16 protein-coding genes are annotated in these 16,423 nt (G+C 62.1%); 7 read left to right on the top strand and 9 right to left on the bottom strand.

Features of this window, described 5'->3' with window-relative positions:
- The first annotated feature begins 5 nt into the window (after window positions 1-5).
- The 3 genes from ftsY to GGD53_RS06770 all read left to right on the top strand — a co-directional run bounded on the left by ftsY (window position 6) and on the right by GGD53_RS06770 (window position 2,869).
- Window positions 6-1,562: a signal recognition particle-docking protein FtsY gene (gene ftsY, locus GGD53_RS06760; RefSeq protein WP_184454731.1), complete on the top strand. Its 1,557-nt coding sequence runs from the start codon at window positions 6-8 to the stop codon at window positions 1,560-1,562.
- Window positions 1,563-1,640: 78 nt separating this feature from the next.
- The gene (locus GGD53_RS06765) at window positions 1,641-2,285 is read left to right on the top strand and encodes a septation protein A (RefSeq protein ID WP_184454733.1); all 645 of its coding nucleotides are present in this window, start codon (window positions 1,641-1,643) and stop codon (window positions 2,283-2,285) included.
- Window positions 2,282-2,869, top strand: coding sequence for a DUF2585 domain-containing protein (locus GGD53_RS06770; protein ID WP_184454735.1), 588 nt, complete (start codon window positions 2,282-2,284; stop codon window positions 2,867-2,869). Before GGD53_RS06765 ends, GGD53_RS06770 begins: the two co-directional genes overlap by 4 nt.
- A 176-nt stretch (window positions 2,870-3,045) precedes the next feature.
- On the opposite strand, the gene GGD53_RS06775 is transcribed toward GGD53_RS06770, so the two are convergent.
- The 5 genes from GGD53_RS06775 to ccmA form a co-directional block, all read right to left on the bottom strand.
- The gene (locus GGD53_RS06775; protein WP_184454737.1) at window positions 3,046-3,654 is read right to left on the bottom strand and encodes a DsbE family thiol:disulfide interchange protein; all 609 of its coding nucleotides are present in this window, start codon (window positions 3,652-3,654) and stop codon (window positions 3,046-3,048) included.
- Window positions 3,651-3,818, bottom strand: coding sequence for a heme exporter protein CcmD (gene ccmD / locus GGD53_RS06780; RefSeq protein ID WP_168302256.1), 168 nt, complete (start codon window positions 3,816-3,818; stop codon window positions 3,651-3,653). The genes GGD53_RS06775 and ccmD overlap by 4 nt, the downstream gene beginning before the upstream one ends.
- A 3-nt stretch (window positions 3,819-3,821) precedes the next feature.
- Entirely contained in the window at window positions 3,822-4,583 is a 762-nt protein-coding gene (locus GGD53_RS06785; protein WP_184454739.1) for a heme ABC transporter permease, read from the bottom strand.
- A gap of 47 nt (window positions 4,584-4,630) precedes the next feature.
- Entirely contained in the window at window positions 4,631-5,290 is a 660-nt protein-coding gene (ccmB, locus tag GGD53_RS06790) for a heme exporter protein CcmB (protein WP_184454741.1), read from the bottom strand.
- Between the two features lie 241 nt (window positions 5,291-5,531).
- Entirely contained in the window at window positions 5,532-6,176 is a 645-nt protein-coding gene (gene ccmA / locus GGD53_RS06795) for a heme ABC exporter ATP-binding protein CcmA (RefSeq protein ID WP_184454743.1), read from the bottom strand.
- A 261-nt stretch (window positions 6,177-6,437) separates the two neighbouring features.
- On the opposite strand from ccmA, the gene acnA reads away from it, so the two are divergent.
- The 3 genes from acnA (at window position 6,438) to GGD53_RS06810 (ending at window position 10,820) form a co-directional block, all read left to right on the top strand.
- Window positions 6,438-9,128: an aconitate hydratase AcnA gene (acnA, locus tag GGD53_RS06800; protein WP_184454744.1), complete on the top strand. Its 2,691-nt coding sequence runs from the start codon at window positions 6,438-6,440 to the stop codon at window positions 9,126-9,128.
- A 236-nt stretch (window positions 9,129-9,364) separates the two neighbouring features.
- Window positions 9,365-10,105 carry a DUF1223 domain-containing protein gene (locus GGD53_RS06805; protein WP_184454745.1) on the top strand — a complete coding sequence of 247 codons (741 nt, stop codon included), beginning with the start codon at window positions 9,365-9,367 and terminating at the stop codon, window positions 10,103-10,105.
- Window positions 10,106-10,418: 313 nt separating this feature from the next.
- Window positions 10,419-10,820, top strand: a complete 402-nt coding sequence (locus tag GGD53_RS06810) for a DUF2794 domain-containing protein (RefSeq protein ID WP_184454747.1) — start codon at window positions 10,419-10,421, stop codon at window positions 10,818-10,820.
- Window positions 10,821-10,826: 6 nt separating this feature from the next.
- On the opposite strand, the gene GGD53_RS06815 is transcribed toward GGD53_RS06810, so the two are convergent.
- The 4 genes from GGD53_RS06815 to GGD53_RS06830 form a co-directional block, all read right to left on the bottom strand.
- Window positions 10,827-11,384: a GNAT family N-acetyltransferase gene (locus GGD53_RS06815; protein WP_184454749.1), complete on the bottom strand. Its 558-nt coding sequence runs from the start codon at window positions 11,382-11,384 to the stop codon at window positions 10,827-10,829.
- 106 nt (window positions 11,385-11,490) lie between these two features.
- Window positions 11,491-12,219, bottom strand: a complete 729-nt coding sequence (locus tag GGD53_RS06820; protein WP_085860654.1) for a Bax inhibitor-1/YccA family protein — start codon at window positions 12,217-12,219, stop codon at window positions 11,491-11,493.
- A gap of 173 nt (window positions 12,220-12,392) precedes the next feature.
- Window positions 12,393-14,936, bottom strand: coding sequence for an ABC transporter permease (locus GGD53_RS06825; RefSeq protein ID WP_184454750.1), 2,544 nt, complete (start codon window positions 14,934-14,936; stop codon window positions 12,393-12,395).
- Window positions 14,933-15,640, bottom strand: a complete 708-nt coding sequence (locus GGD53_RS06830; protein ID WP_088390967.1) for an ABC transporter ATP-binding protein — start codon at window positions 15,638-15,640, stop codon at window positions 14,933-14,935. The genes GGD53_RS06825 and GGD53_RS06830 overlap by 4 nt, the downstream gene beginning before the upstream one ends.
- 72 nt (window positions 15,641-15,712) lie before the next feature.
- Between GGD53_RS06830 and GGD53_RS06835 the strand changes: the two genes are divergently transcribed.
- The gene (locus tag GGD53_RS06835) at window positions 15,713-16,357 is read left to right on the top strand and encodes an arylesterase (protein WP_184454752.1); all 645 of its coding nucleotides are present in this window, start codon (window positions 15,713-15,715) and stop codon (window positions 16,355-16,357) included.
- The last annotated feature ends 66 nt before the right edge of the window (window positions 16,358-16,423 follow it).

The raw sequence follows: 16,423 nt of genomic DNA on the forward strand, positions 1-16,423 counted from the left end.
TCCCCATGGCGCTCAGTTTCATCAAAAAGGTCTTCACTTTCGGCAAGCCGGCTGAAGAACCCGTGCCCGAGGCTGTGGAACGGGAGCTCGAGCCGCGTTCGCGCGGCGAAGACCTGCCGATCGCGGAAGATCCGGTTCTTGCCGAGGAGATGGAGACGGCCGGCGGACCGGCTGCGGATGTCGTGCAGGATGCCGAGGAAGAGCGTGACGACGCCGAGCCCGCGATCCTGCCGGCTCCGGACCAGCTGAGCGATATGGGCGTCGTACCATTGTCGCTGCTGGAGGCCGAGGCGGAAGCGGAGGAAGATACCCCCCCTACCCTGCCGGGCGTCCCCCCCACAGGTGGGGGGACTAGGAGTGCGGAAACCGATCGCCAGACAATCGATGGCGAAGATCGCCCTGCTGCCGCCTTGCCGGATTCGGTAGATGCGACGCAAGACATCGCCGCGAGTTTCCCCCCACCTGTGGGGGGGATGCCCGGCAGGGTAGGGGGGGAGGCCGCGGACCTCGACATTTCGGTCGAAACGCCCCTGCCGTCACCGGCGTCAATGGAATCGGCGCCGGCTGTTGAGCCGATTCTCCCCAAAGGCTTCGCCACCGGCCCGAAAGTCGCCGAACCCGAACCCATTGCCCCGCAGCCGAAACTCAGCTGGTTCCAGCGCCTGCGCAACGGTCTCGCGCGTACCTCCTCGCAGCTGACCGGCCAGATCGCCGCGCTCTTCACCAAGCGCAAGCTCGACGACGAGACGCTGCAGGATCTCGAAGATCTGCTGATCCAAGCCGATCTCGGCGTCGAGACGGCGCTGCGCGTCACCGATACGCTCGCTTCCGAGCGCTACGGCAAGGATGTGACCGGCGAGGATGTCAGCCGGATTATGGCGTCTGAAATCGCCAAGGTGCTGAAGCCGGTCGCCAAGCCGCTGCAGCTCGACCTCTCGCACAAGCCGCACGTCATTCTCGTCGTCGGCGTCAACGGCACCGGCAAGACGACGACGATCGGCAAGCTGGCGGCGAAGCTCTCCGGCGCCGGTCTGAAGGTGATGCTGGCCGCCGGCGACACGTTCCGCGCAGCGGCGATCGAGCAGCTGAAGATCTGGGCTGAGCGGACCAATTCCGAATTCATCGGCACCAAGCTCGGCGCCGATGCCGCCGGTCTTGCCTATGACGCCTTCGAACAGGCCAAGGCAAAAAAATGCGATGTGCTGATCGTCGATACCGCCGGCCGGCTGCAGAACAAGGCCGAGCTGATGGCCGAACTCGAGAAGATCGTGCGTGTGCTCGGCAAGCTCGATCCCGATGCGCCGCACACCGTGCTGCAGACGCTCGACGCCACAACGGGACAGAATGCGCTGAGCCAGGTCGAGATCTTCCGCAACGTCGCCGGTGTCAACGGGCTGATCATGACCAAGCTCGACGGCACGGCGCGGGGCGGCATTCTCGTCGCGATCTCCGCCAAGCACAAGCTGCCGGTCTATTTCATCGGCATCGGCGAGAGTGTGGACGATCTGGAGCCCTTTGAGGCTGAGGATTTCGCCCACGCCATTGCCGGGCTTGGGCAATGATGCCACAGATATGCCGCCGAAAGCCTGCAAGGGACGGCCGGGAAACAGGTTTTCAGCAATAGCAGGTTCGAAGAACGCATGACCACCGAAAGCGATATCACCCCGTCCGCGGCCGACCGCCATCATCCGATGCTGAAACTGGCGTTGGAACTCGGGCCGCTGATGATCTTCTTCTTTGCCAATCTGCGTGGCCAATGGCTGGTGGAAAGATTTCCCGCCCTTTCCGAACTGGGCGGGCCGCTGTTCGTCGCAACCGGGCTTTTCATGGCGGCGACGGTGATTTCGCTCGTGGTTTCGAAGATCGTGCTCGGCCATCTGCCGATCATGCCCTTCGTGTCGGGCATCGTCGTCGTCATCTTCGGCTCTCTGTCGATCTGGCTGCAGAACGAGACCTTCATCAAGATGAAGCCGACCATCGTCAACACGCTCTTCGGGGTGGCGCTGCTCGGCGGGCTCGCTTTCGGAAGGTCGCTGCTCGGCTATGTCTTCAATGCCGCCTTCCAGCTTGATGCCCAGGGTTGGCGCAAGCTTACCATCCGCTGGGGCGTCTTCTTCCTCTTCCTCGCCGTCCTGAACGAAGTCGTCTGGCGCAATTTTTCCGACGATACCTGGGTCGCGTTTAAGGTCTGGGGCACGATGCCGATCACCATCATCTTCACGCTGGCGCAGATGCCGCTGGTGCTCAAACACAGCATCAACCTGGAAACGGATGGCGAGAAGTGAGCGCTGCAGACGCTGAATATCGGGTCAGGCACCAGAGCTTCTGGTTCGTCGCGTGCCTTGCCGTCCTGGTCGCCCAGGTCGTCGCCGAGCATCTGATGGGGCGCGTGCCAATCTGCTCCTGCGGCTATGTCAAGCTATGGGAGGGCGGGGTCAATACCAGCGGCAATTCGCAGCATCTGTCGGATTGGTACACGCCATCGCACATCATCCACGGGTTCCTGTTCTACGGACTGAGCTATCTGCTCCTGCGCCGCAAGCCGCTGATGGCGCGTCTGCTCCTGGCGCTCGTCATCGAGTCCGGCTGGGAATTGCTGGAAAACTCCCCTCTCATAATCGACCGCTACCGCACCGCGACGATCGCGCTCGATTATTACGGCGACAGCATCCTGAATTCGGCGATGGACACCGTGTTCATGTGCCTCGGCTTCTTCTTCGCCTGGCGCGCACCGGTGGCGCTGACGGTGGCGATCGCCATCTTCTTCGAGATTTTCACCGGCTATGTGATCCGCGACAACCTGACGCTCAATGTGGTGATGTTGATCTGGCCGGTCGAGGCGATCAAGGTGTGGCAGGGCGGGGTTTAGGGTCAAAGAAGGCCCCTCCCCAACCCCTCCCCACAAGGGGGAGGGGCTTGGATGCCGCGCCCGCGTGTTCCACTTCACCGGTTCATCCGCAGGCAGGCCGCCGTTTGGCGCTATGCAGTGCGCCGGATTAGTCCCTCCCCCTTGTGGGGAGGGGTTGGGGAGGGGTCTTTCTTGGGTTACGAGGCCGGCTTGCCCAGCGCCTTTTCCATCGCCGGATACAGGCCTTCCTTCAGGCTGATGTCGTCGAAGGGGCCGACGCGCTTGTAGAGGATGGTGCCGTCGGGGCCGACCAAATAACTTTCCGGAATGCCGTAAACGCCCCAATCGATCGCCGCCTTGCCGTTTGGATCGATGCCGATCGCCTGATAGGGGTTGCCGAGTTCGCCGAGGAAGCGCAGCGCGTTGTCGTTCTTGTCCTTGTAATTGATGGCGACGATGTTCAGCCGGCCGTCCTTCGCAAGTTCCTTCAGAATAGGGTGTTCGTCGCGGCAGGGGATGCACCAGGAGGCGAAGACGTTGACGAGCGTCAGCTTGCCTTTGACTGCCGCATCGGTCAGCGCCGGCAGGTTGGCGCCGTCGAGCGGAGGAAGGTTCAGCGCCGGCGCCTTGGTGCCGATCAGGGCGGACGGGATTTCGGCGATGTTCTTGCCGTGAAAATCCTGGTCGTAGAGCATCTTCGCGGCCGTCGCGGCAATACCGCCGAACACGATCAGCGGCAGAAGCGCCAGTGCATAGCGGCCAAATCCGCGTGGCTTGGCAGTTTTGGTATCGGGCGTCTCGGTCATTCGCCATCCTTTGGCCGCGCCGAGCGGCGACGGATACCGGCGGCTTCGAGGCTCGCAAGCTCGCGGCGGCGCGCCCGGCCGTCGGCCCAGGTCCACAGGACGACGGCGATCGTCACCAATGCGGCGATGCCATAGGATGCATAGACATAGAAGGCGTGCGTCACGGCCTATTCCTCCCGGCTCGCCATGCGGGCGGCGAGACGGCGCTGGGCGGCGATGCGGCGGCGCCAGATCTCGTTTCTGATCGCCGTGATGTGCAGCGTGAAGAACAGCAGCGTGAAGGCGATCGCCATGACGAAGAGCGGGCGCAGGAATTCCGGATCGATCGCCGGGCCGTCGAGGCGCATCACGCTTGCCGGCTGATGCAGCGTGTTCCACCAGTCGACGGAAAACTTGATGATCGGGATGTTGACGAAGCCGACCAGGATGAGCACGGCGGAGACGCGCGCCGCCCTCGAGGGATCGTCGATGGCGCGGTTCAGCGCAATGAGGCCGAGATACATCAGGAAGAGAATGAAGACGGAGGTGAGCCTGGCATCCCAGACCCACCAGGTGCCCCACATCGGCTTGCCCCAGAGCGAGCCGGTGACGAGCGCCAGCAGCGTAAAGGCGGCGCCGAGCGGGGCTGCGGCCTTGGCGGAGACGTCGGCGAGCGGATGGCGCCACACCAGCGTGCCGATCGCCGAAAAGCTCATGATCGTGTAGCACATCATCGAAAGCCACGCCGCGGGCACGTGGATATACATGATGCGCACGGTCTCGCCCTGCTGGTAATCGCCTTCGGTCGCGAAGCTCAGATAAAGACCGACCGCAAAACAGAGGGTAGTGATGCCGGCCAACCACGGAATGATGCGCGCGGCCAGCGCCAGAAACCGCGTCGGGTTGGCGAGATCGCTGATTTTGCTGATGGCAAGGCTGGTTTGGCTCATGAGCGCTTCCTTACCTTGATCCGGCTTTTCCCGCAATCGAAAGGCATTCAATCCGACGTGTATCGCAGCGCCAGAGCAGCGGCGGCGGGGCCGATGACCGCGAAGAAGAGCGTCAGTGCGATCAATATGAGGAAGGGTGGCAGGAATGGCGCCGGCTCTTCGACCGCGGCATAGGTGGCGCTGACGCCGAAGATCAGCACGGGGATCGTCAGCGGCAGCACGAGGATCGAGACCAGCAGGCCGCCGCGGGGCAGGGCGACGGCGACCGCAGCGCCGACGGCGCCGATGAAGGTGATCGCCGGCGATCCGACGAAGAGCGTGAGCATGGTGGCGCCAATCCCCGTCTCGTCCATGTTCATGAACAGGCCGAGCAGCGGCGAGGCGATGACCAGCGGCAGGCTGGTCGCGGTCCAGTGGGCGAAGCATTTGAGGAGCACCGTGAGCACAAGCGGCGTTTCCTGCATCAGCATCAGATCGAGCGATCCGTCATCGCGCTCCGCCTGGAACAGCCGGTCGAGGCCGAGAAGGTTGGCGAGCAGCGCGCCGATCCAGACGATTGCGGGGCCGATGCGGGAGAGAAGCTTGAGGTCAGGGCCGACGCCGAAGGGGATAACGGCGACGACAGTCAGGAAGAACAACACGCCGATCAGCGCGCCGCCGCCGGCGCGGATCGAGAGTTTGAGGTCGCGGAGGAAGAGTGCGGTCATGCGGGGTACTTTTCGCTGGTCGATAAGGAAAACCCCTCCCCAACCCCTCCCCACAAGGGGGAGGGGCTAAACCGCGGTCTCCCGTGGCGACCGAAAGCAGCTAATGCGGGTGCTGTTGTCGTTTCGCCGATTGCGACAATGCGATTGGTATGGAGCGGTGCGGCACAATAGCCCCTCCCCCTTGTGGGGAGGGGTTGGGGAGGGGTGTTCCCATAACGTCCTTGCAAACAACCGCAAACCATCATCCCCAGACTCCCTGATCCACGCCGGCAAAACCCGTCATCTTCAGTTCCTGCGCATTCTTCAGCCCCAGCGGCTGATGCGTCGCTGCCAGCACGATGCCGCCCTTGGCCAGATGCGCCTCGATCAATCCGGCAAAGAGTCGGTCGGCGCTCGCATCCAGTGCCGCTGTGGGTTCATCGAGGATCCAGACGGGGCGGTGGGCGACGAGCAGCTTGGCGAAGGCGAAGCGGCGCTGCTGGCCGGCGGAGAGATAGCCGAAGGGAAGGTGGGTGATCCCTGAGAGGCCGACGGCTTCGGCGGCGTCTTCGACAGGGAGGCCGGCGGCGCCCGGGCTGCTGAGGAAGGACTGCCAGAATTCCAAATTCTCCGCAACCGTAAGTTCATTCTTCATCGCATTTCGGTGGCCGAGGTAGTGGCTGACCTCGCCGGGATGGCGGCCTTGCGGGCTCTCTTTATCGCGGAAGATGACAGTTCCTTTTTCGGGCTTGAGAAGACCGGCGGCAACGCGCAGCAAAGTGGATTTTCCCGATCCATTTTTGCCGGTCAGGACAAGGGTTTCTCCTGCCGCCAAGTGAAAGGAAATGTTTACGAAAATGAGATCTTCACCGCGCCTTGCAGCCAGATTTTCGGCGGTGAGTTGCATGCGTCTGCTCTTTCTTCGTTGCGGCTTTCGGAAGGCTCAAAAAATGTCTGGTTTTGGCAGTGCTCGGGTATGGCAAGTTTTTAGGAAATTATCTATAAGACCGGCAACCACGCCAGCGGTCGGCGTGAATTTCATCCTTGCGCCGAACTTGGAGCATCTGCTCCACGTGCGGACAGCGGAAATGACCGTACCCGCATCCTGATGTGCATTAAGTGCATAGGCGTTCGCACGACTGTGTTGGCAATCAGAACGGGGTTTCTCGTGTCTAAATCTCTTGACAGTTTCAATTGTCGTTCCACGCTTTCCGTGAACGGGAAGGACTATGTCTATTACAGCCTGCCCAAGGCTGAGGCAAACGGTCTGGCCGGCGTATCGAAGCTTCCCTATTCGATGAAGGTGCTGCTTGAAAATCTGCTGCGCTTCGAAGACGGCCAGTCGGTCACCAAGGAGCACATCCTCGCCGTTGCCGCGTGGCTGAACAACAAGGGCGCTGTCGAAAACGAAATCGCCTATCGCCCGGCGCGCGTGCTGATGCAGGACTTCACCGGCGTTCCCGCCGTCGTCGACCTTGCCGCGATGCGCGACGCGATGGTGTCGCTCGGCGGCGATCCCGAAAAGATCAACCCGCTCGTTCCCGTCGACCTCGTCATCGACCACTCCGTCATCGTCGACGAATTCGGCACGCCGCAGGCTTTCGCCAAGAATGTCGAGCTGGAATATCAGCGCAACGGCGAACGCTACCGCTTCCTGAAGTGGGGCCAGCAGGCCTTCAAGAATTTCCGCGTCGTTCCTCCGGGCACCGGCATCTGTCACCAGGTCAATCTCGAATATCTCGGCCAGACCGTCTGGACCAAGGAAGAAGACGGCGAAACGATCGCTTATCCCGATACCTGTGTCGGCACCGACAGCCACACGACGATGATCAACGGTCTCGGCGTTCTCGGCTGGGGCGTGGGCGGTATCGAGGCTGAAGCGGCCATGCTCGGCCAGCCGGTTTCGATGCTTCTGCCCGAAGTTATCGGTTTCAAGCTGACCGGCAAACTCAAGGAAGGTGTCACCGCGACCGACCTCGTTCTGACCGTCGTGCAGATGCTGCGCAAGAAGGGCGTCGTTTCCAAGTTCGTCGAATTCTTCGGTCCCGGCATGGACAACATGCCGCTCGCCGACCGTGCGACGATCGGCAACATGGGTCCGGAATACGGCGCGACCTGCGGCTTCTTCCCGGTCGACGGCGAAACCATCAACTACCTCACCATGTCCGGCCGCACGCATGACCGGATCGCCCTCGTCGAAGCCTATTCCAAGGCCCAGGGCATGTGGCGCGAAGGCGACGGTTCCGATCTTGTCTTCACCGACACGCTGGAACTCGACCTCGGCGATGTCGTGCCGTCGATGGCAGGCCCCAAGCGTCCGGAAGGCCGCATCGCGCTCGAAAATATCGCTTCCGGCTTCGCCGGCTCGATGGATGCCGACTACAAGAAGCCCGGGCAGCTCAATAACCGCTACGCGGTCGAAGGCACCGATTTCGATCTCGGCCATGGTGACGTCGCGATTGCCGCCATCACCTCCTGCACCAACACCTCCAACCCCTCGGTGCTGATCGCTGCCGGCCTTCTCGCCCGCAACGCCGTCGCCAAGGGCCTGAAGACCAAGCCGTGGGTCAAGACCTCGCTGGCGCCTGGATCGCAGGTCGTCGGCGAATATCTCGCCAAGTCAGGCCTGCAGGCCGATCTCGACGAGCTCGGCTTCAACCTCGTCGGCTTCGGCTGCACCACCTGCATCGGCAATTCCGGCCCGCTGCCGGCGCCGATCTCCAAGACGATCAACGACAAGGGCCTGATCGTATCGGGCGTGCTCTCCGGCAACCGTAACTTCGAGGGCCGTATCTCGCCCGACGTCCAGGCGAACTACCTCGCTTCGCCGCCGCTCGTCGTCGCCTACGCGCTTGCCGGCACGGTGCAGAAGGACCTGACCAAGGAGCCGATCGGCGAAGACCAGAACGGCAAGCCCGTCTACCTCAGGGACATCTGGCCGACCTCGCACGAGGTGCAGGAGTTCATCCAGAAATACGTCACCCGCGAACTCTACGAAACCAAATACGCCGACGTCTTCAAGGGCGACGTCAACTGGCAGGCCGTTCAGGTTCCGCCGGGCCAGACCTATGCCTGGGACGACAATTCGACCTATGTCCAGAACCCGCCCTACTTCGTCGGCATGGGCAAGAAGGGCACCGGCGTCTCCGACATCAAGGGCGCGCGCGTCCTTGGCCTCTTCGGTGACAAGATCACCACCGACCACATCTCCCCGGCCGGTTCGATCAAGGCGGCATCGCCGGCCGGCGCCTATCTCATCGGCCATGACGTCGCGGTTGCCGACTTCAACCAGTACGGTACGCGGCGCGGCAACCATGAGGTGATGATGCGCGGCACCTTTGCCAATATCCGCATCCGCAACCACATGCTCGGCCCGAACGGCAAGGAAGGCGGCTACACCATCCACTATCCGTCGAAGGAAGAGACTTCGATCTACGACGCCGCAATGCAGTACAAGGCCGAAGGCGTGCCGCTCGTCATCTTCGCCGGCGTCGAATACGGCAACGGCTCCTCGCGCGACTGGGCTGCCAAGGGCACCAACCTGCTCGGCGTCAAGGCCGTCATCGCTCAGTCCTTCGAGCGTATCCATCGCTCGAATCTGGTCGGCATGGGCGTCATCCCCTTTGTCTTCGAGGAGGGCACGACCTGGCAAAGCCTCGGCCTGAAGGGCGACGAACTCGTCACCATCGAAGGACTCGACAAGATCAAGCCGCGCGAGAGGAAGATCGCCAAGATCACCTATGGCGACGGCACCGTGAAGGAAGTTCCGCTGCTGTCGCGCGTCGATACGCTCGACGAGGTGATCTACCTTAACAATGGCGGCATTCTCCAGACGGTTCTGCGCGATCTCGCCGCCTGATTGTTAAGAGAGTTGATTGATAATGGCCGCCGGAGAGCAGTTTCCGGCGGCTTTTTCTTTGCGGCGACAGTCTTTGTCGGCGGCTCACGATGATTTGTTTCAGATGCGTTCCGGCCGAGCTGCGGTCTCACCCGTTCGTGATTTTTCGTTTGGACCCGGAGGGATTATTCGTACGTTCATATCTCAGAGCCTTCGGTTCCAAAACGCCGCCGGCCCTGAAAAAGAGGTGCAGGTGAATGTCCCCCCGTTTCTTGATTTCGCTGATCGCCGGCGTTGCTTTTGCAGGCTCGCTGCAGGCCGAAGACGGCAAGCCCAAAGGCGTCGTCGAGCTTTTCACGTCGCAAGGCTGCTCCTCCTGTCCTCCCGCTGATGCCGCCTTCCGCAAGCTGGTGAACCAGGGCGACGTCATCGCGCTCGCCTACCACATCGATTACTGGAATTATCTCGGCTGGGCCGATACGCTGAGCTCGAAGGAAAATACCGAGCGACAGTATGGCTATGCCAGGACGATGGGTCGCAGCAACGTCTATACGCCGCAGGCGATCGTCAACGGACGCGGCCATTTGGCCGGCGCCGATCTCACCGGCATCAACAGCAAGATCGACACCTACAGCAGTGAAGGCAATGGGCTGACCGTTCCCATCAGCGCGGCGATGCGCGGCGATGAGCTGGAGATCAAAATCGGCGCCGGGCAGGGCAAGGCCAATGTCGTCATGGTCTATTTCGACAAGGAAAAAACGATCGACGTCGAAAAAGGCGAAAACAGCGGCAAGAAGATCTCCTATCTGCACAGCGTCACCAATGTCGAAACCGTCGGCATGTGGGACGGCAAGGCGACCAGTCTGACGCTGCCGGCGAGCGTCCTGCAGCGGCCGCAGCTCGAGGGCTGCGCGATCCTGCTGCAGTCGGCGACGGCCGACGGAGATCCGGCAGCAATTCTCGGCGCGACCGTGGTGATGGCGGGAAAAAATATCTGATATTTCACCTGTTTACGGGTGAAATGCCGGGCGGCCCGGCCGAGCGTATTCGGGGCTGGGGTTAAGGTCGATACGCTCCGCCGGGCCCTTTGGCGCGCTGGCGCCAAACCGGGATGCATAAATCCCCTGCAAATGAGGCGCTGTTTTGACTGAAATGCGGCACGGGGGAGAAAGCATTGCTTGGTCCCCAGCGAAGGTGCCTGGACGTGCGGCGCTGCGGCACTACCGAATGTGAGGGGCCGCGCTCTTGCAATTTGCGGCAGCTCGGGCAAACTGTCACTCTCCTGTCACAAGCGGAGGCCTTGGAGACCTGATGACAGATCAGCCGGATTTGCGACACGGCGAAAGCCGCTCCGTCGACAATAGTTCCTCGGTCGTCGTCGATCTCAGGGAGTACAAACAAAGCAAGGACTCGCTTCCGGTGACCTTCCACCGGCGCGAGCTGGACGCGATCCTCTGGATCTACGGCCGCATGGTCGGCGAGGGGGAATGGCGGGATTACGCCATCGACCACCTGAAGGACAGAGCAGTCTTTTCCGTCTTCAAGCGCTCCGGCGAGATGCCGCTCTTCCGGATCGAAAAGAACCCGAAGCTTGCCGCCAAGCAGGGCGCCTATTCTGTCATCAACGTCAATGGCATGATCCTGAAGCGCGGGCACGAGTTGAATCAGGTCCTCAAGGTGTTCGACAAGGCCTTGAAACTCGTCGATAAATAATTCTCATCAGCCCGCAAACAGCGTACCGGGATAGGTGGAGGGATCCGGATCGGTCGTCATGCCCTCGCCGAGGCTGCGCTGCATGAGCATCGTGTCCAGCCAGCGGCCGTGTTTGTAGCCGGTACCCTTCATCAGTCCGACCTCCACAAAACCTGCCTTGAGATGAAGCGCGATCGAGGCCGGGCTCGCGCCGCCGATGACGGCTACCATCTGACGAAAGCCAAGCGCGGTGCAGCGGTCGATCAGCACGGCCATCAGGGCCTTGCCGATTCCACGGCCGCGGGCTTCGGGCGCCAGATAGATCGAATCCTCCACCATCCAGCGATAGGCGGGGCGGGTGCGGAAGGCCGACGCATAAGCGTAGCCCAGGAGTTTCCCGTCAGCATCGGCTGCGGCGATATAGGGGTATTGCTGGCTGACGATCGCGGAAAAACGCTGGGCCATTTCGGCCTCGGAGGGCGGCGCGATCTCGTAGCTTGCAACGCCATTCAAGACCGAGTCGCGATAGATCTCCGTAATGGCGGGGATGTCGGCTTGGGAGGCGTCGCGCAGGAGGAAGGACATCGGGCGGCAGGTCCATCGGAAGAGCAGGCTCCTCTAAAACCACCCCTGCGAAACCGGCGCAACAAAAAAGGCGGCCGAAGCCGCCTTTTCGATCTCAATGCGCCTGTTATCTGCGGTTGCCCATGAACTGCAGCAGGAACATGAACAGGTTGAGGAAGTCGAGATAGAGCGTCAGTGCGCCCATGATCGCCTTGCGACCGGCGACAGCGACGTCATCGGCTTCGAAGTAGAGTTCCTTGATCCGCTGCGTGTCGTAGGCGGTGAGGCCTGCGAAGATCAGCACGCCGATCACCGAGATCGCGAACTGCAGCGCGGATGATGCCAGGAAGATGTTGACGAGCGAGGCGATGATCAGACCGAAGAGACCCATGATCAGGAACGAGCCCATCGCCGACAGGTCACGCTTCGCCGTATAGCCGTAAAGCGACAGCGCGCCGAAGGAGGCGGCGGTGACGAAGAAGGTCTGAACGACGCTCTGGCCCGTATAGACCAGGAAGATCGACGAGAGCGACAGCCCCACCAGGGCGGCATAGATCCAGAAGGTGGTCTGGGCGGCGGACACGCTCATCTGATGAATGCGGAAGCTCAGGAAGAAGACGACCGCAAGGGGGGCAAGGATCACGACCCAGCGCAACGGCGACTGGAACAGAAGCGCGCCAAACTGGGTGAGCTGGCCGTCCTGGACTGCGAAGTTGAATCCGAGATATGCGGCCACGCCGGTGATCGCCAGGCCCAGCGCCATCAGGTTGTAGACCTTGAGCATATATGCGCGCAGGCCTTGATCAATCATCTCGCCGGTCTGGACGCGGCTTTGATAGTTACGAAGATCAGCCATAGTTTCCTCTTACAAGCTCCGAAGGAGATACGGTGTCGGGGTTCTCGACCCGGGCGCCGCTGCGGAGCTCCAGCATGCCTGCAGACAATATGAGGCTTTCGCCCTTGGCAAACAAGGGGCTTGCAAAGGCGCAGCCGGTTAAATCGCCGTAAGGTGAAGGCTTTGGGGCGGCCTCAAAGCTCGCGCAGCACGGGCGCGGCCTTCTGCCCGAGGATGCGCCAGGTGCCGATGAGGCCGATGCCGACGGTCAGAACGAGTGCCGTCACCAGCGTCAGTCCTGCCACATCAGGCAGGAAAGCAGACGGCAGTCGCATGATGCGGGCGACGATGAACCAGGCGGCGATACCGCCGGCAAAGAGTGCGAAGATCGCGGTTGCCAACCCGAGGATCAGATATTCGTAGCTGAAGGCACGAATCAGCATGGCGCGCGTGGCGCCGAGCGTCTTCAGCACCACCGCGTCGTGGGTGCGGGCCCTGTTGCCGGCGGCGAGCGCCCCGGCAAGAACAAGAATCGAGGCGATGAGCGCCACCGATGCTGTTGCTCGGATCGCGGTCGCAAGCTGGGCGACGAGCTGGTTGACGATGTCGATCGCGTCCTTGACGCGCACGCTGGTGATCGTCGGATAGGTATTGGTGACGGATTTCAGAATTGCCGCATCTTCGGCCGGCGTCGAGGAGGGATCGGTCAGTGTCGCCAGCCAGGCATGCGGGGCGCCGCGGAAGGTGTTCGGCGAGAAGACCATGACGAAATTGATCGACAGCGATTCCCACTGAACGCGGCGCAGATTGGCGATCTTGGCCGTGATATTGCGTCCCAGCACGTTGACTGTGACGCTATCGCCGATCTTCAGGCCGAGCTCGTGCGCCTCTTCGGAGGAGAAGGAGACGAGCGGCTCGCCGCTGTAATCCTTGTCCCACCAGCTGCCTTCAGTGAGCGCTGCATTTTCCGGCAGCGTGTCGGCGTAAGTGATGCCGCGATCGCCGTTCAGCACCCAGCGGCCGGCGGCCGGCACATTCATCTTGGCGACGTCCTCGCCGTTGAAGGCGACGATCCTGCCACGCAGCATCGGCACTTCCATCAGCTTGCCCTTCGGCGCCTGTGCCTGGACAAGATTGCGGAAGGCGTCGACCTCGGCACTCTGGATATCGACGAAGAAGAAGTTCGGTGCACCCTCGTTCATGCGGCCGGTCAGCTGCTGGCGCAGGTTGCCGTCGATCAAGGTCAGGGTCACCAGCAATGCCAGGCCGAGGCCGAGCGAGAGCACCACTGATGGCGTCAGCGCGCCCGGGCGGTGGATGTTGCCGATCGCGAGCCTCAGCGCCGGCGAGTGAACGCGCGGGCTGCGGCGCGCGAGCCAGGCGATCAAGGCGGCGACGAGGCGCAGGACGACGAAGGCGAAGACGATTGCGCCGACGAAGACGACTGCGATGAAGCGATCATAGGCGGTGAGGATGGCAAGGCCGGCAAGCGCTGCCATGAAGAGGGCGGCAAGCAGGATATAGGGCCAGGACGGCAGACGGCGGGCCTCGAAGCCCTGCTCGCGGAAGAGTGCGGTCGCTGGCACTTCGCGGGCATGGCCGAGCGGCAGAATGGCGAAGGCGAGCGTCGTCAGGATGCCGAAGAGCGTCGCAAGCAGCAGCGCGCCGGGATAGAGTGTCGGCGCGGTTGAGACCGGCAGGAATTGCACCAGGAACTGCGCCGCAAAGATCGGCGACAGGGCGCCGATGACGAGGCCGGTCATAATGCCGCCAAGGGCGATGATGGCGATCTGAAAGAGATAGATCAGAACGACGACGGCGGCCGGAGCGCCGAGGCATTTGAAGGTGGCGATTGTGGTGCGCTTGGAATCGAGGAAAGCACGCACGGCATTGGCGACGCCGACGCCACCGACGATCAGCGCAGTCAGGCCGACCAGCGTCAGGAATTGCGAGAAACGGATGATGTTCTCGGTGAGCGAGGGTGCTGCGCGGTCGCTGGTGCGGATCGCCCAGCCGGCGGAGGGAAACTCCTTGGAGGCGCGCGCCTGGATGCCCGACATGGCGCGCTTGTCTTCCAATCGGATCTTATAGGCGTGTTCGACCAGGCTTCCGGTCTGGATCAGCCCCGAGGCTTCGAGCGCCTGGCGGCTGACGAGCAGACGCGGCGCAAAACCAAAGCCTTCCGACAGCGCGTCCGGCTCGGTTTTGACAGTGCCGGTAATGCTGAGCTTGACATTGCCGAGCAGCAATTCGTCGCCGACCGCAAGGCCAAGCCGATCGAGAAGCAGCGGGGCGGCGACCGCGCCATAGGTGCCGCCTTGGCCGGAAAGCAGGGCTGCAAGCGGATAGTCCGGTTCGGCGACGAACCTGCCGTAGAGCGGATAGGCGTCGTCGACGGCCTTGACCTCGACCAGCGCCTGATCGGAACCGTCGGGCTTGCGGGCCATCGAGCGCAGCCCCGTTGAAGCCGAAACGGTTCCCAGGCCCTGAAGGAAGCTCATTTCCTGAGGTGTCGCCTGGCGATTGTTGAGTTCGAAGCGGACGTCGCCCGCCAGCAACTCCTGGCCCTGCGAGGCGATCGTGTCGGTGATCGACTGCGAAACGGAATTGACGGCAGCGATCGCCCCCGTGCCGAGCGCGATGCACGCCAGGAAGATGTAGAAGCCGCGGATGCCACCGCGTAGCTCGCGGAGCGCCAGGCGAAAAGCGAGCGCGACGCGTGGCGTGACCATGCTCATGCGATTGCCGCCTCGCTGCGGCGGGCTGCGCTGTCGCCCTCGATCCTGCCGGAACGGACGCGGATCTGGCGCGAGCAGCGGTTTGCAAGCGAGACGTCGTGGGTGACGAGAAGCAGGGTCATGCCGCGCTCGGCCTGCTTGGCGAAGAGAAGGTCGGCGATCTGTCGGCCCGTCTCGGTATCGAGATTGCCTGTGGGCTCGTCGGCGATCAGCAAGGCGGGCGAGGGAGCGAGCGCTCTGGCAATCGCCACGCGCTGCTGCTCGCCGCCGGAAAGCTGGCCGGGATAGTGGTTCAGCCGTTCGCCGAGGCCGACCGAACTCAGTTCGCGATGGGCGATTTCGAAGGCGTTGCTGATATTGGCGAGCTCCAGCGGCACCGCGACGTTTTCCAGCGCCGTCATGTTGGCGATCAGATGGAAGGACTGGAAGACGATGCCGATGTTGCGGCCGCGGAAATCGGCGACCTCATCCTCACTCAGGGCGTGGAGCGGCGTGTCGTTGATATTGATTTCGCCGCTGTCGAGCTTTTCCAGTCCGGCAAGCACCATCAGCAGAGTGGATTTGCCGGAACCGGAAGGGCCGACGATGCCGACGGATTCGCCGGCTGATATATCGAGATCGATGCCCTTCAGAACATGGACGGAGGCGGCCGCACTGCCAAGGGTGAGATCGGCGCCCTTCAACTCGATGATGGTTTTTGCCAACAGAAATCGCCCTATATTAATCTCTAACGCAATGGCCGCATAACGGCACCTCGCCAATCTAGGGAAGCCAGAATGAGATTTAAAGTTGCCGCGCTTCAATTCACCGTCATCGCGGTGTCGCTGATCTTTGCCGTTGGAGCGAATGCGCGGACGATCAACCTCGTCGGATTCGGGGACAGCCTGATGGCGGGTTATCAGCTGCCGCCCGGCGAGGGCTTTCCGGAAAAGCTGCAGGCGGCGTTGAAGGCCAAGGGGCTCGACGTTTCCATTGCCAATGCCGGGGTCTCGGGCGATACCACGACAGGTGGGCTTGCCCGGATCGACTGGTCGGTCCCCGACGGCACCGATGGCGTTATCCTCGAGCTTGGCGCCAATGATGCGCTGCGCGGTATTCCGCCGGAAGAAAGCGAGAAAAACCTCGACCAGATGATTGCCCGGCTCAAGGCGCGCGGCATAGCGGTGCTGCTTGTCGGCATGATGGCGCCGCCGAACATGGGAGCGGATTATGCGGCGCGCTTCAATCCGATTTATTGGAAACTTTCCGATAAATATGGAGTTCGACTTTATGCCTTCTTCCTCGACGGGGTTGCGCTCGATGCGGGGCTGAAGCTCGAGGACGGCATGCATCCGAACGCGAGAGGTGTCGACGTCATGGTCGAGAAAATGGAAGCTGATGTCACAAATTTCATCGATACGATTTCTTCTGTGAAGAATTAGGGGCTTGCACGGCCATTGATTGCGTGATTCCGTGTAAGCACCTGCAAAAGATTCGGGGAGTGCTCG

The sequence above is a fragment of the Rhizobium aethiopicum genome, assembly GCF_014197535.1.
In the GTDB taxonomy this organism is placed as follows: domain Bacteria; phylum Pseudomonadota; class Alphaproteobacteria; order Rhizobiales; family Rhizobiaceae; genus Rhizobium; species Rhizobium aethiopicum_A.

Coding starts and splice junctions, on each gene's coding strand:
- GGD53_RS06815 (WP_184454749.1), bottom strand. CDS start 11,384: ATGTCCTTCCTCCTGCGCGACGCCTCCCAAGCCGACATCCCCGCCATT.
- GGD53_RS06805 (WP_184454745.1), top strand. CDS start 9,365: ATGTCCCCCCGTTTCTTGATTTCGCTGATCGCCGGCGTTGCTTTTGCA.
- ccmA (WP_184454743.1), bottom strand. CDS start 6,176: ATGCAACTCACCGCCGAAAATCTGGCTGCAAGGCGCGGTGAAGATCTC.
- ccmB (WP_184454741.1), bottom strand. CDS start 5,290: ATGACCGCACTCTTCCTCCGCGACCTCAAACTCTCGATCCGCGCCGGC.
- ftsY (WP_184454731.1), top strand. CDS start 6: ATGGCGCTCAGTTTCATCAAAAAGGTCTTCACTTTCGGCAAGCCGGCT.
- GGD53_RS06765 (WP_184454733.1), top strand. CDS start 1,641: ATGACCACCGAAAGCGATATCACCCCGTCCGCGGCCGACCGCCATCAT.
- GGD53_RS06820 (WP_085860654.1), bottom strand. CDS start 12,219: ATGGCTGATCTTCGTAACTATCAAAGCCGCGTCCAGACCGGCGAGATG.
- GGD53_RS06810 (WP_184454747.1), top strand. CDS start 10,419: ATGACAGATCAGCCGGATTTGCGACACGGCGAAAGCCGCTCCGTCGAC.
- GGD53_RS06825 (WP_184454750.1), bottom strand. CDS start 14,936: ATGAGCATGGTCACGCCACGCGTCGCGCTCGCTTTTCGCCTGGCGCTC.
- GGD53_RS06785 (WP_184454739.1), bottom strand. CDS start 4,583: ATGAGCCAAACCAGCCTTGCCATCAGCAAAATCAGCGATCTCGCCAAC.
- GGD53_RS06835 (WP_184454752.1), top strand. CDS start 15,713: ATGAGATTTAAAGTTGCCGCGCTTCAATTCACCGTCATCGCGGTGTCG.
- GGD53_RS06775 (WP_184454737.1), bottom strand. CDS start 3,654: ATGACCGAGACGCCCGATACCAAAACTGCCAAGCCACGCGGATTTGGC.